Source organism: Brevundimonas sp. GCM10030266 (assembly GCF_042666595.1).
In the GTDB taxonomy this organism is placed as follows: domain Bacteria; phylum Pseudomonadota; class Alphaproteobacteria; order Caulobacterales; family Caulobacteraceae; genus Brevundimonas.
The window spans coordinates 201,891-219,215 of the sequence record NZ_JBHTCY010000003.1 but is presented as its reverse complement, the minus strand read 5'-3'; the positions used below and the strand labels follow the sequence as shown (position 1 = coordinate 219,215).

Here is a 17,325-nt window from a genome sequence, read left to right as displayed (position 1 = left end):
GCCCCTACAGATCAGGCCGACAAGGTGAATCCTTACGGTTAAGGCGGAGTAACCGGTCTCGATGTGCGCCGGACGGCTGTCATCGGAATTGATCCCGCGGCGGCGGATGGGCCGGAACCGTCACACGGGCTCACGTTTTGTTACGCGCTCAGGGTCGCCTTGCCGCTCCGGGAGAGGTAAGCGGGGCGGATACACAGCGAGCGGAGCGAATCCGCCGCGCGATCACTACGGTTCAGGGGCTACTGATGACTCAGTGGGTGTACGGCTTCGGCGGCGGTTCGGCCGACGGCGATGCTTCGATGAAGAATCTTCTCGGCGGCAAGGGTGCGAACCTGGCCGAGATGTCGGCGCTGGGGCTTCCGGTCCCGCCCGGTTTCACCGTCACCACGGAAGTCTGCACCTGGTACTACGCCCACGGCGAGACCTATCCGACCGATCTGGCCGATCAGGTGAAGGCCGGTCTGGCCAAGGTCGAGGGCATTGTCGGCAAGACCTTCGGCGATGCGAAGAACCCGCTGCTGGTCTCGGTCCGCTCGGGCGCCCGCGCCTCGATGCCGGGGATGATGGACACGGTTCTGAACCTGGGCCTGAACGACGAGACGGTGGAAGGTCTGGCCGAACTGAGCGGCGACCGCCGGTTCGCCTTCGACAGCTACCGCCGCTTCATCACCATGTACTCGAACGTGGTGCTGGGCCTCGGCCATGATCACTTCGAGGAAGTGCTGGACGACCACAAGGACCGTCTGGGCGTCACCGTCGACACCGATCTGACCGCCAGGGACTGGGAAAAGGTCGTCGCCGACTACAAGCAGGTGGTCGAGCGCAACCTGGGCCATTCCTTCCCGCAGGATCCGCATGACCAGCTGTGGGGCGCCGTCGGCGCCGTCTTCGCCAGCTGGATGAACGACCGGGCCAAATTCTATCGCCGCATGCACGACATCCCCGAGAGCTGGGGCACGGCCGTGAACATCCAGTCGATGGTGTTCGGCAACATGGGCGAGACCTCGGCCACCGGCGTGGCCTTCACCCGCAACCCCTCGACCGGCGAGGCGCGCCTGTACGGCGAGTTCCTGATCAACGCCCAGGGCGAGGACGTGGTGGCGGGCATCCGCACGCCGCAGTCGCTGACCAAGGCCGGCCGCGAGGAGATGGGCGAGACGGCCCTCTCGATGGAAGAAGCCATGCCAGAGGTGTTCGGCCAGTTCGTGGACGTCGTGAACCGGCTGGAGAGCCACTATCGCGACATGCAGGACATCGAGTTCACGGTCGAGCAGGGCCGGCTCTGGATGCTGCAGACCCGCAACGGCAAGCGCACGGCCAAGTCGGCGCTGAAGATCGCGGTCGAGCTGGCCGCCGAGGGCGTGATCTCGCAGGACGAAGCGGTCAGCCGCGTCGAGCCCGCCGCCCTGGACCAGCTGCTGCACCCGACGCTGGACCCGGACGCGCCGCGCACCGTGGTGGCGCAGGGCCTGCCGGCCTCGCCCGGCGCGGCGACCGGCAAGATCGTCTTCGACGCCGATGAGGCCGAGCATCTGGCCCAGCTGGGCGAGGCGGTCATTCTGGTGCGTGAGGAAACCAGCCCGGAAGACATCCACGGGATGCACGCCGCCAAGGGCATCGTCACGGCGCGCGGCGGCATGACCAGCCACGCGGCGGTGGTCGCGCGCGGCATGGGCCGTCCCTGCGTCTGCGGCATCAACGAGATGTCGATCAACGACAAGGCCCAGACCTTCACCGCCCGTGGCCGCACCTTCAAGGCCGGTGAGATCATCACCATCGACGGCTCGAAGGGCGAGGTGCTGGACGGCGCCGTGGCCATGATCGAGCCCGAGCTGACCGGCGACTTCCAGACCCTGATGGGCTGGGCCGACAGCGTGCGCCGCCTGAACGTCCGCGCCAACGCCGAAACCCCGCTGGACGCCAAGACCGCGCGCGGCTTCGGCGCCGAGGGCATCGGCCTGTGCCGGACCGAGCACATGTTCTTTGACGACACCCGGATCGCCGCCGTGCGCGAGATGATCCTGGCGGACGACGAGGCCGGCCGTCGCGCAGCCCTGGCCAAGATCGCCCCGTTCCAGAAGGCGGACTTCGTCGAACTGTTCACGATCATGAGCGGCCTGCCGGTGACGGTGCGCCTGCTGGACCCGCCGCTGCACGAGTTCATCCCGCACACGGAAGCCGACATCGACGCCCTGGCCGCCGGTTCGGGCCTCGACGCCGCCAAGCTGAAGCGCCGGGCCAAGGAACTGCACGAGACCAACCCGATGCTGGGCCACCGCGGTTGCCGCCTCGGCGTGGCCTATCCGGAAATCTACGAGATGCAGGTCCGGGCGGTTCTGGAAGCCGCGCTGGAGGTCAAGAAAGCCTCGGGCCTCGCTCCGATCCCGGAGATCATGCACCCGCTGGTCGCCCTGGGTCTGGAGATGAAATACCTGCGCGAGCTGACCGACCGCACCGCGAAGACCGTCTTCGAGGAAGCCGGCGATACGGTCGAATATCTGGTTGGCACCATGATCGAACTGCCCCGCGCCGCCCTGCGCGCCGGGGATCTGGCCGAGTACGCCCAGTTCTTCAGCTTCGGCACCAATGACCTGACCCAGACCACGTTCGGCATCAGCCGCGACGACTCCGGCCGCTTCCTGCAGGCCTATATGGACAAGGGCATCTTCGAGACCGATCCCTTCGTCCGTCTGGATCAGGATGGCGTGGGCGACCTGATCCGCATCGCCGCCGAGCGGGGCGGGGCGGTTCGCGCTGACATCAAGATGGGCATCTGCGGCGAGCACGGCGGCGATCCGTCGTCTATCGCCTTCTGCGAGGAGGTGGGCCTGAACTACGTCAGCTGCTCGCCCTACCGCGTGCCGATCGCCCGTCTGGCCGCGGCCCAGGCCGCCCTGCATGCGCGGGCCGGGACGGAGCGCGAAAAGGATCGGTAGGCCATGACCCCCAATCGCGCCGAGGCCTTCCGCGCGCTTGCGCAGGCGGCATTGGTGATGATCGGTCTGTGGGCGCCGGGGGTCGGTTACGCGCTGTGGATCCGGGGGCAGGCGACGCCGAATGCCGAGTCAGCCGTCCCGGGCCTGTTGTGGGGCGCGGCGGCCATTCTTCCTCTGGGGATCGTGTTCGCCCTCGTGAGCAAGGGCGGCGCGAGGACCAAGGCCCTGCGCGGGGTTCAGTACGCCACTGTGGTCATCGCCGTTTGGCTGCTGTTCCTCGCGGTGAGCCAGCTCAACACCTGAGGCGTGGCTCCCTGAAATAGCCACCCTTCGGCCGCTATTAGTAAAACGGTGTATGTGCCTGCGAACGCACAGTTGAGGTCCAGTTAACGGATGGGTCTGGAACTCGTCCGTCTGCGACCCATTTTGTAATCCGCTGGATGGGGCCGGTGACCACAGAAGTCACCGCATCTAGAGGATACAGAAACAATGCGTAACATTCTTCTCGCTACTGCCGCCATTACTCTGATTGCTGCGCCCGCCATGGCTCAAGAGCCGGCTTCGCGCGTCACCGGTTCGGTCGGTTACACCCAGCTGGACGCTGACGGTGGCGACCTGGGCGCCATCACGGGCCGCGCCGGCTATGACTTCACCCGCAATTTCGGGGTCGAGGGCGAAGCCTCGATCGGGGTGAGCGACGACGACATCACCGTCGCCGGCGTTCCGGGTTCGGTCGAGCACAAGTATGACGCCGCCGCCTATGGCGTCGCCAAGCTGCCGATCAACGAGAATTTCGAGCTGTTCGGCCGTCTCGGCTACGGCACCACCCGTCTGACGGCTGAGGTCGCCGGCGTGCAGGATTCGGCCAGCACCGAGAGCATCAACTACGGCGTCGGCGGCAACTACTTCTTCGACGGCCAGAACGGCGTCCGCGCCGACTGGACCCGCCGCGACTTCCGCGGTGACGCCGGTGAAGCCGACACCTACGGCCTGAGCTTCGTGCGCCGCTTCTAAGCCGCCGCGGTCGTGAGACAGAAGGGCCCGCCGATCCGTCGGCGGGCCTTTTCTTGTTCAGGTTGAACGCGTTGTGACGTACGCGGCACACCTCGGGCGCCAAACGCCGGCGCGGACCACGGCCCTGAACAATATGGCTACGCTTCCGGCGCCGGATGGGGCAAGGAGCGCCGCCCGCCAGTCCGGCGGGAATTTCGGGGGAAATACCTTGCGTCTCTTCATCGCTGCGGCCGCCCTGGCCGCCACCACCGCCATGGCCGCTCCGGCCGCCGCCCAGTCGGTCACCCAGCCGCAACTGACCGCCTCGGCGGGCTACACCCGCTTCGCCGACGGCAGCGAGGACTGGGACGGTCACTCGGCCACCATCCGCGCCGGCGCCCGCGTCCACCGCTATTTCGGCGTTGAGGCCGAAGGCAGCCTGGGTCTCGGCTCGTCGGACATCGACGGCGTCGACATCGGCATGAACCACACCATCGCGGCCTTCGCCGTCGCCTACTGGCCGGTGTCGGAAAACACCGACGTCTACGTTCGCGCCGGCTTCGGCACGACCGAGTTCGAAGTTGAATTCGCCGGCATGAGCGTCACCGACAGCTACAGCGGCCCGGCCATCGGCATCGGCGGTCAGCACTTCTTCGACGGCAAGAACGGCGTCCGCATGGACGTGACCCGTCACGAGTATGACGAACTGGAAGGCGGCTTCGACGCCGTGTCCTTCGCCTACGTGCGCCGCTTCTGATCCCCGTGATCGGTTGAAACGACGAAGGCCCGCGGCGAGCGCCGCGGGCCTTTTTCGTGGGTCGGCCTTCGGTTCAGGCGACGCCGGGCTGCAGCGCCCACCGCATCGAGCCTTCGCCGAAGGGGCGGAAGAACAGGTCGCGGTAGTGTTCGAACACCTCGAGAATGCGCGAGGCCAGATCCTGGGCGACGGTCTCGCCCCGCTGGCGCTTCATCGCCGCCACGCACTGGACGACATCCTTCTGGTGCGCGGAACCGCCCATGCTCTTGAGCACGGTCGCGATATCCTCGGCCAACGGATCGATGGCCTTGCTCCAGGGATTGGTGTTCTGAGTCATGCGGGCGCCCCCTTGTTCTCGTACACTGACGAAACGGGTCGCAAAAACTTGCGGACGATGCAAGCGTGACCGCGATTTCGTGATGCAGGAGAATTCGGAGCCTTGGTCGGCGATCCGCGTTCCACGCGGATGAAACGATCCATCCTTCCGATCGCGGTTCTGCTGCTGGGCCTCGCCGCCTGTGACCGGGCGGGAGTGAATCCGCCCACGGAGCCCGCCAATCCCATTCAGACGACCGAGGTGGCCCCGGCCGCGCCCACGCCGCCGGGGGTCGGGCCCGCCATGCCCGGCGCGGGCCCGGCCAGCTTTGTCGGTCTCTGGGCCGGGAATGCGGCCTGGTGTGCGAACACGACCGGGCCGGAGCGGCCCATCACCATCAGCACCCTGCGCTTCGAAGGCTATGAGAACAGCTGCGCCATCACATCGCTGGATCAGGTGCAGGACGGCTATGAGCTGACCCTGGCCTGTCAGGCGGAGGGGGAGGCGACGCGCGAACGCGTGCGCCTGTCCGCGCAGGACGACGTGCTCAGGCTGACCTGGCTGAACCGCCACGATGCGGTGGTGCTGCTGGCGCGGTGTCCCGCGCCCGCAGCGACGGCGGCTCCGACGACGCCGGAGCCGGCCGGTTGATCAGTTGAACAGGAAGTTCATCACGTCGCCGTCCTTGACGACATAGGACTTGCCTTCGGCGCGCAGCTTGCCGGCCTCGCGGGCCTTGGCCTCGCCCTTGAACGCCACATAGTCCTCGAAGGCGATGGTCTCGGCGCGGATGAAGCCCTTTTCGAAGTCGGTGTGGATCACGCCGGCGGCCTGCGGAGCGGTGTCGCCGACGTGGATGGTCCAGGCGCGGGCCTCCTTCGGTCCGACGGTGAAGTAGGACTGCAGGCCCAGCAGGGCGTAGGCCTCGCGGATCAGGCGGTTCAGGCCCGGCTCGGCCAGACCCAGGGTCTCCAGGAACTCGGCCTGTTCCTCGGCGTCCAGCACGGCCAGTTCGGAATCGATCTTGGCCGAGATGACGACCGACTTGGCGTTGTCGGCGGCGGCGCGTTTGGCGACCAGATCGGACAGTTCGTTGCCCTTGTCGGCCGAGCCCTCGTCAACGTTGGCGACGTACAGGGCGGGCAGGGAGGTCAGAAGCTGCAGCATGTGCCACGCCTTCTGGTCTTCCTTGGAAATCTCGGCGACGCGGGCGGGCTTGCCGGCGCGCAGCTGCTCCAGCGCCAGGTTGATCAGACGCAGGGTGTTCTGCATCTCCTTGTCGCCGGTCTTGGCGCGCTTCTCGACGTTGGCGTAGCGCTTCTCGAGGCTTTCCAAGTCGGCCAGCATCAGTTCGGTCTCGATGATCTCGAGGTCGCTGATCGGGTCGATGCGGTTCTCGACGTGGGTGATGTCGTCGTCGACGAAGCAGCGGGCGACGAAGGCGATGGCGTCACAGTCGCGGATGTTGGCCAGGAACTGGTTGCCCAGACCCTCGCCCTTGGACGCGCCGCGCACCAGACCGGCGATGTCCACGAAGGTGATGCGCGACGGGATGATTTCCTTGGAGCCGGCGATTTCGGCCAGGGCGTTCAGGCGCGGCTCGGGCACGGCCACGTCGCCGGTGTTCGGCTCGATGGTGCAGAACGGATAGTTGGCCGCCTGGGCCGCCGCCGTCTTGGTGAGGGCGTTGAACAGGGTGGACTTGCCGACGTTGGGCAGGCCGACGATCGCGACTTTCAGGGCCATGGTGTTCTGGAGCTTTCGAGTGAGCGCGAGCCTTTAGCCGGTTCGATCCGGTTTGTCAGGCTCGCGCGTGTGCCGAAGCTCTCAGTGACCGGTCTGCGTGCCGTATTCGTTGACCGGCGGCTGGCCGATGGTTGCCTGAACCGTCACCGGCTCGGCGGCGGCGAAATTCAGGGTCAGGGGGATGGTCTGGCCTTCCGTCAGCGGATTGGCGACGGCCAGCAGCATGATGTGGTTGCCGCCGGGCTTCAGTTCGACCGCCTGCCCGGCCGGGAGGGAAAGGCCCTCCGTCAGCTCGCGCATCATCATCATATTGCTCTCCACCTTGCTCTCGTGGATCTCCACCCGCCCGGCGACGGGGGTCGAGACGCTGACCAGACGGTCGGCGGCGGTCGAGGTCAGGGTGACGTAGCAGCCGGTGGCCTGACGGCCGACGGGCGTGGGGCGGCACAGGGCGCCGGTCGCGGCGACAGCGGCCTGCGGGCCTTCCGAAGCCGCCCGGGGTTCGTTCGAACAGGCGGCCAGCAGGGCCGCGGCGGCGGCGAGGGGGATCAGGGCGCGGATCATGGTTCGGGTGTCTTTCAGGCTGTGGCAGGTCTGGAACGGAAGACGGCGCGGATCAACCGTTCGCCGACAAGCGCGACGACCAGACTGGCGCCGGTGAGGGGATAGAGCAGACAGAGGGGCAGGACGATGGCGAGGACGGCGAAGCGCAGCTTCAGCCCGTCCGGCGCCGGCGGCGCGCCGATCAAGCCCTTCGACAGCTTCGGCGGGCGACGCTTCCACCACATCATCACGCCGCTGATCGCCAGCAGCCAGACGCCGATACAGCCGGCCAGCATGACCCAGCGGTTGATGGACCCGAACTGCGTGCCCTGATGGGTGTAGATGCCCCATTCGATGGCTTTCGCTCCGGCGCCGAATTGATCGTAGCCGATGTCGGCGACGACCTTGCCCTGTGCGGGATCAATGTAGAGGGCGCGGGTGTCCTGAACGCGGGTGACCTGGGCGGTAACCGTCCAGGTCGTGGCGTCCGCCTTGGGTATGGAGACGGCGTAGGGGCGGGGCAGGCCCGCTCCGTCGCTCAGGGCGATGACCTCCGACAGGCCTGCGGAGGCCGGCGTATGGGCATGGCTGTGGGCGGGCAGGGTGACGCCCTCCATGGTCCAGCCGGCGCCCTGCGGATGGTCGGCATGCTCCGCCGTCTGCCAGGCGCCCGCCACCGGAGCGGGCGGACGGCCCAGACCGCTGGTCTTGACCGCCGTCATCACCTGATCGCCCCAGACGGCCGACCAGGGCATGCCGGTGACGGCGAGGAACAGCACCACCCCGCCGACATAGATCCCGACCAGGGCGTGCAGGTCGCGCCAGAATGGCCGACGGCGCGTGTCCGTGGAGGTCAGGGCGACCACGCCGACCTTCCGCCGGCGCGGCCACCACAGATACAGGCCCGTGGCGAACAGGACGATGGTCCATCCCGCCACGATCTCGACCAGCAGGTTCATCATCGGGCCGAACAGGGCCAGCGAATGGATGCGTTTGATGACCTCCATCACCCCGCCGTAGTCGGTCACGCCGGTCACATGGCCGGTGTGGGGATCGACGAAGACGGTGCGTTGCGCGCCGTCCGGGCGATCCACGCGGATGCGGGCCGCCTGATCCGGTTCGACGGGCAGGATGACGCTGGCCGCCCGGCCTTCCCCGACCAGGGCCGCGGCGGCCGCCCAGGCCTCGGGCGGGGCCTGATGGGTGGAGGCGGGGACCTCGATCATCCGCCGATAGACGGCGTGGTCGATCTCGTCCTTGAACAGATACAGCCCACCGGTCAGGGCCAGCAGCATCAGTACCGGCATGACCAGCAGGCCCGCATAGAAATGCCAGCGCCAGACGGCGCGGTAGGCGCCGGACAGGGTGTCCGGCGCCGCCTTCGGATGACCGCTCATCACCATGCCACCCGCACGCCGACGAAGGCCGCGCGGCCCTCGCCGGGGGTGAAGACGCTGGTGGTTGCCGTGCGGGAGTCGGTGACCGCATTGGCGTTCGAGACGTAACGTTCGTTGGTCAGGTTCCGCACGTCCGCGAACAGGGCCACGCCATTCGGCAGGTCGATGCCGGCATTGAGCGAGAGGACCGTGTAGCCGGGGTATTTCATGGTGTTGGCATAGTCGACATAGACGTCGTTCGGCGTCCACTCGACCGACGGCGCCACGAACCAGCCAGCCGAATGCTCGAACTTCAGTTCGGCCCGATAGGCGTGTTCCGGGATGATCGGCAGGCGATTGTCGCCATAGGTCGCGTCGCCGTCGAAGTGGAAGTCCGACCAGGTCCAGGTCTGGCGAAGGGTCAGGCGACCGGGCTCTCCCTCCAGCAGACGCCAGTCCAGCCCGGCCTCGACGCCCTGGTGGATGGTGTCACCGGCGTTGAAGGTCAGGGGCGGAGCATCCGGCGTCAGCGTATAGTTCAGGAACTCGCCCTCGATCCGGGCGTGATAGAGCGAAACATCATAGAGGAAGGGCCCGCGACGGCCGCGGGCGCCGATCTCGCCGGTCCAGGCCTCCTGGGCCTCCAGATCGACAAACTGCGGGATCGGGCTCTGCACCAGTTCCTGGAAAGTCGCCGGTTCGACCGAGCGGGTGACGTTGGCATAGATCTGGTCGCCGCCATCACCTTCCCACAGCAGGCCCAGCCGGGGCGAGAACCAGTCATAGTCGCGGTCCGCGCTATTGACCGGGACCAGACGATTGTCGACGTCCCGTTCGGCGCGGCCCCATGAGCCGCCGGCGACCAAGGCCAGACGGTCGGTGACGAACAGCCGGCCTTCGGCGAAGACATCCACGCCGGACGCCTTCTGCACCGTGCTGCCGATCAGGGGGCCAGTATTGCCTGAACCGATGTTGACGAAGGTCAGGGCGTCATTCTCGCCGGTGCGGAAATAGACCCCGGCGAAGGCGTCGGCGCGCAGGCCCGCGATCTGCCCGGACCAGTCCAGCCGCCCGAATGCGCCGTAGTAGCGGTAGTCGTTGTCAACGACGACCGGCACGGGGTGGTACAGCCGCTTGTCGACGACATAGACCCCGCCTTCGAAGATCAGGTCGTCGGTCAGGCGATAGCGGGTCTGTAGCGTGGCGCGGACCGATTGGACGTCCCGCCCGAAGCCCATCTGCCGGGCATAGGGCTGTTCCAGCTGCGGCGACTTCAGGGCGTCGGTCAGGCTGCGGGCGCCCGAGATCTGCTGATCCAGGGAATTGGCCTGGACGATCAGGCGCACCTCGCGGTCCTCGCCCAGTTGCCGCCCGAGGTTGACGGTCAGGCGGCGGCTGTCGGAGTCCTGATGGTCCATGAAGCCGTCGCTGCCCGCCCATGTACCGGCGGCATAGAGGTCCCAGTCGCCGTGTTCGCGGGCGATGGCGACGTGGGCCCGGCGGGTGTCGTAGGAGCCGCCCTCGATGCGGACCAGATAGTCATGGGCCGCGTTTCGCCCCGTCGGGGTCAGGATGTTGACCGCCCCGCCCAGCGCCGCGCCGCCGAACCTCAGGGCGTTGCCGCCCTTGTAGACCTCGGTGTAGCGGGCGATCAGCGGGTCGAGCTCCTGGAAGTCGCCAAAGCCGTCCGGCGCGTTGATCGGCACGCCGTCCTGCGCCAGCAGCACGCCGCGCAGGTGAAGGCTCTGGCCGATGCCGGAGCCGCGGATCGACAGGCGCACTTCCTCGCCCCAGCGACGCTGGGCGAAGACGCCGGGCACCGACCGCAGGGTGTCGGACAGGGCCAGGGCGTAGCGGTCTTCATAGCTTTCGGCGGAGACGACGGCGACGGCGCCGGGGGTGCGGCTCAGGCGCTCGCGCGCCTCGGCCACCACAGCCGGATCGTCGGGGTTGCGTTCACCGGTGACGATGACGGTGTCCAGTTCGGTCGCGGGGACCGGATCCTGGGCGAAGGCGGGGGCGGCGACGGCCGCGAGCAGCAGGGCGCAGGGCGCCGCGGAGGTCCACAGGGACATGAGGGATCAATCCTGAAACAGAGAAACGAATCCCGCGTCGCCGGATGGCGCGCGGGTTCGGGCGCGGGAGGGCGCTCCGGGTCTGGTTCAGGCGTGGGGTGGGGCGGTGGACGGCGGTCGCGGCGGACCGCGCGCGGGTGGCGGCGGGCTGGCGATCAGGGCGGTGAAGGTCGAGGCGGGGGTGACGGTCGGCGCCGGGCAGGGCTGCGGCGCCGGAGGCGTCGGCAGGACGGCGGCCGGAGCCATGACGCAGGCGGCGCATTTGGGCGGCGGGACGCTGCGGTCCGGATTGCCGTCGGCATCGACCCGGAGGGTCTGCTGCCCCTCGGCGGAGCAGAGCACCAGCGTCCAGCCCGGTCCCGAGGCGGCCATGGCCGCATAGGGCAACAGCGTCCCGAGCACGATGGCGAACGTCGCGGCCATCAAGGCCAGCGCGCGCCAGATCGACCAGGACTCTGTCTGCGGACGGGTCACATTTGAGGCTTAGCTTGCCCCGGGGCGGACGGGAAGCGGGTCTATTCGCCGCGCGCCGCCTGGCGTGGGCTGAACTTCGGGGCGGGGGCCAGACGCATGACCTCCCCCTGATAGCGCTCGTCGTCGCCGGCGAGGGCGAAGGGCAGGGCGTCGGCACAGGCGTCCAGCAGGGCCTGCAGCCAGGCCTGATCGGCCTTGGCGAAATCGCCCAGCACATGGGGCATGACCAGATGGCTCTCGCCCGGATGACCCACGCCCATGCGGCCACGGCGGAAGTCCGCGCCCAGATGGCTGATCAGGCTGCGAATGCCGTTCTGGCCCGCGGCCCCGCCGCCGGTCTTCATGCGGAAGCGGCCGGGGGCCAGGTCGATCTCGTCGTGGAAGACGATCACCTCTGACGGCTTGATCTTGTAGAAGCGCGCGGCCTCGCCGACGGCGCGGCCGCTCTCGTTCATATAGGTCTGGGGCTTCATCAGAAGCACCTTCACAGGCCCGTTGGCGGTCTGGACCTCGCCGTCACGGATGACCGACTGGAACTTGGCCTTCTCGGGACCGAACGACCAGCGGCGCGCGATCTCGTCCACCGCCATAAAGCCGATGTTGTGGCGGTTCTTCTCGTATTTCGGGCCGGGATTGCCCAGGCCGGCGACGATGATCATGGCGGTGGTCCAGACAAGGAAACGGCCCCATCCGTAAACGGAAGGGGCCGCTCCAGAAACAGTCGATCGAGGGCGATTTAGCCTTCGGTCTTTTCGCCCTCGGCGGCGTCGTCCTCGGACGATTGCTCGGTGGCGGGAACTTCGTCGGCAGCAGCCTCGGCGGCGGCGGCCTGTTCCTCGGCGATCGCTTCTTCGATCTCGTCCGCAGCCTTGGCGGCCGACGACGACTTGATCGAGGCGATCACGAAGTCACGGTCGGTGATGGTCGGCTCGACGCCCTTCGGAACCTTGATGTCCGAGAAGCGGATGGTGTCGCCCAGCTTGTGACCGGCCAGGTCGACGATCAGGTCTTCCGGGATGTGGTCGGCGCGGACCGAGATCTCGACCGAGTGACGGACGATTTCCAGCGAACCGCCCTGACGGAAGGCCTTGCACTGGTCTTCGTTGATGAAGTGAACCGGCACTTCGATCTTGATCGTCTGCTTTTCGTCGACGCGCATCAGGTCGAAGTGCAGCGGGCGGTCCGACACCGGGTCGAACTGCACGTCACGGGCGATGACCGGCTGGGTCTCGTTGCCGTACTTCAGGGTCACCAGGTGGCCCAGCAGCTTGCCGGTGTAGAGCGACTTGCGGAAGTCCTTCTCGTTCACCGAAATGGCGACGGGGGCCTTGTCGCCGCCGTACAGGATGCCGGGCACCATGCCGGCGCGACGGGCGGCGCGGGCGCCACCGGTGCCGACGCCGTCGCGGACGTCCACGTTCAGGATGATCTCGGCCATCTGGCTCGCCTCAAATAACAACAGAAACGCCGCGCCAACCAGGGCCTGCGCGGCGGGGGTGTGAACCCTCGAAATCAGGAGCGGGGGCTATTACACGCAAGCGCCCCGGTGCGCAACCGCTGTCGACTCTTTGTCGTCAGCCGCTGGTGTTCAGGGACGCGGTGGCCGAGGCGGCGGCCTCGGCTGCGACCGGCGTTTCGCTGCCGGCCACCGCGGTCGGCGCGGCGTCGACCGGCGGCGGCGGGGTGATGTTCTGGGCCGTGCAGGTCGACAGGTCGCGGGCGATGTGGCGACCGACGCAGAACATGTCCTCATAGCTGGGGCGCGAGGCCGCCAGGCATTGGAACAGCATCAGCTTGGACATGTTCAGGCAGAATTCGCTGTTCTGGTCGATCGACAGGGCGTCGGTGTTGGCGCGGAAATCCTCGCCTCCGGCGCCCAGGGCCGCCAGGGCGGCCAGCGCCAGGGAGCGGGTCACGGCCGGGGTGTAGGGCGGGCCCGAGCGCGCCGTGCCGAGCTCCAGACCGGTCCCGGCATGGGCGGCGGCGAACAGACGGGCCGATTCGTCGGCCGACGGCAGCATCTGGGCGACCGACAGGGTCTTGGCGCTCTGCAGGCGGTCTTCGCGGTTGGCGATGGCGGCGGTGGCCCAGCGACGACGGGGGTCGCGGCGCTCCTGGATGGTGTAGGCGTCGTTCTCGACCCCTTCGGCGATCGCGTGCAGGGCGGCGACGTCGCGACCCAGCGTGTCCACGATCAGGCCCGCGGCGGCGTCCGCGCCGGGCAGGGTGGCGGCCACGGCCGGGTCGGCGATGATGCGGGCGATCAGGTCCTGACGCGCGGCGGGGTCCACGCTGTAGGTGCGCACGCCCTGCACGAACTCCGGCGACTGGAGGGCCAGGATCGAGCCGTAGGCGATCATGCCGCGCGACAGCTGGGCGGGCTCATAGGCAGCGCCCTTGCGGATGGCGGCCTGGATGGATTCGGCGTCGGTGAAGCCGCCCGGCGGGATGGCGCCGACCTCGCGCATGAAGGCGACGTAGATCGAGGCGGCCTGGGCCACGCCCTCGTTCAGCGACACCGCGGGCGGCGGGGGCGGAGGCGGCGGCGGGGCCGGTTCAACTTCCTTGGCGCAGCTGGCCAGAGTGGCGGCGATCGCCAGTGCGGCGAGCGTCAGCCCGCGACGCATTTGACCCTTGAACATGACACAACCCCGGCCCGGCGCGCCCTCGGGGCGCGGATACAGAACTCCCTCTATATCGCGGGCAAAAGGGTTCTCCGAGGGTTAACGAAAGCTTGGCGGGAAGCCTTCGGATCACAAGCTGATGATGTCGGCTCACCCCGGCGAGCGATTGAGACGCTCCGTCGCCGACTGGGCAGCGGAAGGGGCCGGCGACACGACCGGCGGCTGCGGAGCGGGCCTTGCAGGGGGCGTGACGGGAGTCGCCGCCGGCGCCTGCGGAACGGGCGCAGGCGTGGGGGCAGGGGTGGGGGCAGGCGTCGGGGCGATGGTGATCCGGGGCTCATCCGGAACCACCTCAAGGCCGGACACGCGCGTGATCGGCGCGGGCTGGGCGGCGCCCCGGGCGCAGGTGGCGATGTCGCGCACGATGTGGCGGCCCAGGCAGAAGACGTCCTCATAGTTGGGCCGCGACGCCGCCAGACACTGGAACAGGTTCAGCTTGGACTCCGCCAGACAGTTCTGGCTGACCCCGTCGTTCTGCAGCGGGGAGGTCCGGGCGCTGTCTCCGCCCTGTCCCAGGGCGGCGAGCGCGGCGATGGCGAGCGCCCGCTCAACGACGGGCGGGTAGGGGCCCTCCCTGCGCCGGTCGCTGCTCAGGCCAAGACCGGTCCCGTCATGGGCGGCGGCCAGCAGGCGGGCGGAATCCGGTCCCGAGGGCAGCATGGCCTGAAGCGAGCGGGCCTTGGCGTCCTCCAGCCGACCCACGCGATTCGGCACGGTGGCCGCCGCCCAGGAGCGACGGGCGTCGGACTGGATGGCGTAGGCGTCGCTCTCGATGGCGCTGGCGGTGCGGTTCAGGGCGTCGATGTCGGTGCGAAGGGTGGCGATGATCAGGCCGGCCGCGGCGTCCGCACCCGGAAGCTGTCCGGCCCAGCGGGGGTCGGCGAGGATGTTGGCGACCAACTGGTCGCGCGCGCCGGGGTTGAGGGAATACTGGCGGACGCCGCTGACGAACTCCGGCGACTGCAGGGCCACGATGGAGGCGTAGGCGACCAGTCCGCGGGACAGCTGGACCGGATCATAGGCCGTTCCGCGACGCACGGCGTCCTGGATGCTTTCGGGCGTGTTGAAGCCCGGCTGGATCGCGGCCATGTCACGGCTGAAGGCGACATAGATGGAGGCGGCCTCGACCACCTCCTGATTCAGGGTGATGGGCGGCGGGGTGCGGGCGGCGATTTCGGCGGCGACGCGCGCGGCCTCGGCCTCGGCGGCCTTCTGGGCCGAGCTCTGGCAGCCGGCCAGAACAAGGGCGACAGCGACGGCGGCCAGTGCAAGACCGCGGCTCCGGAAGGCCGAACTCATCAGAACTCCTTGTGACAGCTGACGCCCCGCGCCACAGCTTCGGAGCCTAATGAGGCCGGATGAAGGACGTTCCCTCGATCAGTCGAAGAGTTTTGACACGGACTCTTCGTTGGCGATGCGGCGGATGGCCTCGCCGATCAGCGGGGCGACCGAAACACGACGGATCTTGGAGCAGTTCAGCACCTCGTCCGGCTGCTCGATCGAATCGGTGATGACCAGCTCCTTCAGCGGGCCGTCGTTGACGCGCTGGACCGCCGGGCCCGACAGGACGCCGTGGCTGATGTAGGCCGAGACCTCGGTCGCGCCCTTGTCGATCAGCGCCTTGGCGGCGTTCACCAGCGTGCCGCCCGAATCGACGATGTCGTCGAACAGGATGCAGCGACGGCCTTCGACATCACCGATGATGTTCATGACCTCGCTCTCGCCCGCCTTGGGGCGGCGCTTGTCGACGATGGCCAGATCGGCGTCGAGGCGCTTGGCGAGCGAGCGAGCGCGCACAACGCCGCCGACGTCGGGCGAGATGATCATCAGGTCATCGCCCTTGGGATAGTTTTCCTTGATGTCCCGGGCCAGCACCGGCGTCGCCACCAGATTGTCGGTCGGGATGTCGAAGAAGCCCTGAATCTGGCCGGCGTGCAGGTCCATGGTCAGGACACGGTCCGCGCCGGCGCGGGTGATCAGATTGGCGACCAGCTTGGCCGAGATCGGGGTCCGGCCGTCCGTCTTCCGGTCCTGCCGGGCGTAGCCGAAATAGGGAACGACCGCCGTGATGCGCCGGGCCGAGGCGCGCACCAGCGCGTCGGTCATGATCAGCATTTCCATCAGGTTGTCGTTGGCCGGGTAGCTGGTCGACTGGATGATGAAGACGTCCTCGCCGCGGACGTTCTCCTCGATCATCGCGAAGACCTCGTTGTCGGCGAAGCGCTTCACCTGGGCCTTGGTCAGGGGCATGTCCAGGTGGGCCGCGATCGCAGCGGACAGGGTCCGGTTCGAGTTGCCAGAGAGCAGCTTCATGTCCGGTCATCCTTTCGCCGTCATCGCCCGGCTGCATGCCCGCCGTGGCGTTGGCGCGCTACATATCAGGGGACGCGGGGGCCACAAGGCGCGATCGTCGCTTTTTGCAGGCTTCTTCTCGCATTGGCGCTGCGAAGTTCGCTGGTATAGAGAACGCGTCACGTTACCGGGGGCGCCGACGGGGTCGGCCCATCGGCATGCTTAAACTGAGGTCGTCCTTGTCCGCTTCGAAGATCCGCACCGGCCTTGTTCTGGCGGCCGCCGCCCTTTCGGTCCTGGTTGTTTCGGCCTGTAACGGCGGGGCCAGGCGCCCGCGCCTCGCCTATGAGGAGCGCCCGGTCGAGGCGCTGTACAACACCGGCTACCAGCGTCTGCAGTCCAAGCGCTGGGCCGACGCGGTCGACTACTTCCAGGAAGTGGAGCGTCAGCACCCGTATTCGGAATGGTCGCGTCGCGCGATCCTGATGCAGATCTACGCCTACTATCAGAACAACAATTATCAGGACGCGATCGCCGCGGCCGACCGCTTCATCGCCCTGTTCCCGGGCAATCCGAGCGCGCCCTACGCCTTCTACATGAAGGCGATCTGCAATTTCGAACAGATCACCGACGTGGGCCGTGACCAGGGCTATGCCCAGGCGGCGCTGACCGGCCTGCGCGACGTGGCCCGCCGTTACCCCGGCACCTCCTACGCCATCGACGCGACCGTGAAGATCGACATGGTCAACGATCAGCTGGCCGGCAAGGAAATGGCCATCGGCCGCTACTACCAGCGCGCCAACCAGCCGCTGGCCGCGCTCAACCGCTACAAGTCGGTGATCGACAATCAGGCCTACCAGCGTACCTCGCACACGCCGGAAGCCCTCTACCGACTGGTCGAGGTCAATCTGCAGCTGGGTCTGAAGGAAGAGGCCAACCGCAACGGTTCGGTTCTCGGCTACAACTATCCGGGCAGCCCCTGGTACGCCGAGGCCTACGCCCTGCTGACCGAAGGCGGCGCCGCCCCCGAGGTCGCCCCGACCGGCCAGCGCGAAAGCTGGCTGCGTCGTCTGATCCCGGGCTGACGTTTTCGATTTGTTCCGCTATCGTCGGGTCCGTCGACGCATATCGCG

Annotated in this window: 17 protein-coding genes; 6 read left to right on the top strand and 11 right to left on the bottom strand. The window is 67.9% G+C overall.

The window, feature by feature from the left end; all coding sequences use genetic code 11:
- Positions 1-245: 245 nt before the first annotated feature.
- The 4 genes from ppdK (at position 246) to ACFQQC_RS10840 (ending at position 4,686) form a co-directional block, all read left to right on the top strand.
- Positions 246-2,936 (top strand): pyruvate, phosphate dikinase, encoded by a 2,691-nt coding sequence (ppdK, locus tag ACFQQC_RS10855; protein WP_376862411.1) that lies wholly within the window; start codon positions 246-248, stop codon positions 2,934-2,936.
- Between the two features lie 3 nt (positions 2,937-2,939).
- Entirely contained in the window at positions 2,940-3,239 is a 300-nt protein-coding gene (locus ACFQQC_RS10850) for a hypothetical protein (RefSeq protein ID WP_376862410.1), read from the top strand.
- Between the two features lie 186 nt (positions 3,240-3,425).
- Positions 3,426-3,950, top strand: coding sequence for a porin family protein (locus ACFQQC_RS10845; protein ID WP_376862409.1), 525 nt, complete (start codon positions 3,426-3,428; stop codon positions 3,948-3,950).
- A 208-nt stretch (positions 3,951-4,158) separates the two neighbouring features.
- Complete coding sequence (locus ACFQQC_RS10840) at positions 4,159-4,686, top strand: outer membrane beta-barrel protein (protein WP_376862408.1); 528 nt, start codon at positions 4,159-4,161, stop codon at positions 4,684-4,686.
- A 73-nt stretch (positions 4,687-4,759) separates the two neighbouring features.
- Here the strand turns inward: ACFQQC_RS10840 and ACFQQC_RS10835 are convergent, their stop codons facing one another.
- Positions 4,760-5,023 (bottom strand): hypothetical protein, encoded by a 264-nt coding sequence (locus ACFQQC_RS10835; protein WP_376862407.1) that lies wholly within the window; start codon positions 5,021-5,023, stop codon positions 4,760-4,762.
- 129 nt (positions 5,024-5,152) lie between these two features.
- Between ACFQQC_RS10835 and ACFQQC_RS10830 the strand changes: the two genes are divergently transcribed.
- The gene (locus tag ACFQQC_RS10830) at positions 5,153-5,653 is read left to right on the top strand and encodes a hypothetical protein (RefSeq protein ID WP_376862406.1); all 501 of its coding nucleotides are present in this window, start codon (positions 5,153-5,155) and stop codon (positions 5,651-5,653) included.
- Here ACFQQC_RS10830 and ychF read toward each other — a convergent pair whose 3' ends face one another.
- From ychF to ACFQQC_RS10780, 10 genes are all read right to left on the bottom strand, one after another.
- The gene (gene ychF / locus ACFQQC_RS10825; RefSeq protein WP_376862405.1) at positions 5,654-6,748 is read right to left on the bottom strand and encodes a redox-regulated ATPase YchF; all 1,095 of its coding nucleotides are present in this window, start codon (positions 6,746-6,748) and stop codon (positions 5,654-5,656) included.
- A gap of 81 nt (positions 6,749-6,829) precedes the next feature.
- A complete protein-coding gene (locus tag ACFQQC_RS10820) occupies positions 6,830-7,312 on the bottom strand; it encodes a copper chaperone PCu(A)C (protein ID WP_376862404.1) in 483 nt (160 codons plus the stop codon).
- Positions 7,313-7,326: 14 nt separating this feature from the next.
- Positions 7,327-8,688: a PepSY-associated TM helix domain-containing protein gene (locus ACFQQC_RS10815; protein WP_376862403.1), complete on the bottom strand. Its 1,362-nt coding sequence runs from the start codon at positions 8,686-8,688 to the stop codon at positions 7,327-7,329.
- A complete protein-coding gene (locus ACFQQC_RS10810; protein ID WP_376862402.1) occupies positions 8,688-10,742 on the bottom strand; it encodes a TonB-dependent receptor family protein in 2,055 nt (684 codons plus the stop codon). The genes ACFQQC_RS10815 and ACFQQC_RS10810 overlap by 1 nt, the downstream gene beginning before the upstream one ends.
- Positions 10,743-10,829: 87 nt before the next feature.
- Positions 10,830-11,216 (bottom strand): hypothetical protein, encoded by a 387-nt coding sequence (locus ACFQQC_RS10805; protein WP_376862401.1) that lies wholly within the window; start codon positions 11,214-11,216, stop codon positions 10,830-10,832.
- A gap of 41 nt (positions 11,217-11,257) precedes the next feature.
- Positions 11,258-11,875, bottom strand: coding sequence for an aminoacyl-tRNA hydrolase (gene pth, locus ACFQQC_RS10800; protein ID WP_376862400.1), 618 nt, complete (start codon positions 11,873-11,875; stop codon positions 11,258-11,260).
- 77 nt (positions 11,876-11,952) lie between these two features.
- Positions 11,953-12,654 carry a 50S ribosomal protein L25/general stress protein Ctc gene (locus ACFQQC_RS10795; RefSeq protein WP_376862399.1) on the bottom strand — a complete coding sequence of 234 codons (702 nt, stop codon included), beginning with the start codon at positions 12,652-12,654 and terminating at the stop codon, positions 11,953-11,955.
- A gap of 136 nt (positions 12,655-12,790) precedes the next feature.
- Positions 12,791-13,858 carry a hypothetical protein gene (locus ACFQQC_RS10790; RefSeq protein WP_376862398.1) on the bottom strand — a complete coding sequence of 356 codons (1,068 nt, stop codon included), beginning with the start codon at positions 13,856-13,858 and terminating at the stop codon, positions 12,791-12,793.
- A gap of 132 nt (positions 13,859-13,990) precedes the next feature.
- Positions 13,991-15,199: a hypothetical protein gene (locus tag ACFQQC_RS10785; protein WP_376862397.1), complete on the bottom strand. Its 1,209-nt coding sequence runs from the start codon at positions 15,197-15,199 to the stop codon at positions 13,991-13,993.
- A 78-nt stretch (positions 15,200-15,277) separates the two neighbouring features.
- Positions 15,278-16,213, bottom strand: coding sequence for a ribose-phosphate pyrophosphokinase (locus ACFQQC_RS10780; protein WP_376862396.1), 936 nt, complete (start codon positions 16,211-16,213; stop codon positions 15,278-15,280).
- 197 nt (positions 16,214-16,410) lie between these two features.
- On the opposite strand from ACFQQC_RS10780, the gene ACFQQC_RS10775 reads away from it, so the two are divergent.
- A complete protein-coding gene (locus ACFQQC_RS10775; RefSeq protein ID WP_376862395.1) occupies positions 16,411-17,277 on the top strand; it encodes an outer membrane protein assembly factor BamD in 867 nt (288 codons plus the stop codon).
- Positions 17,278-17,325: the final 48 nt, after the last annotated feature.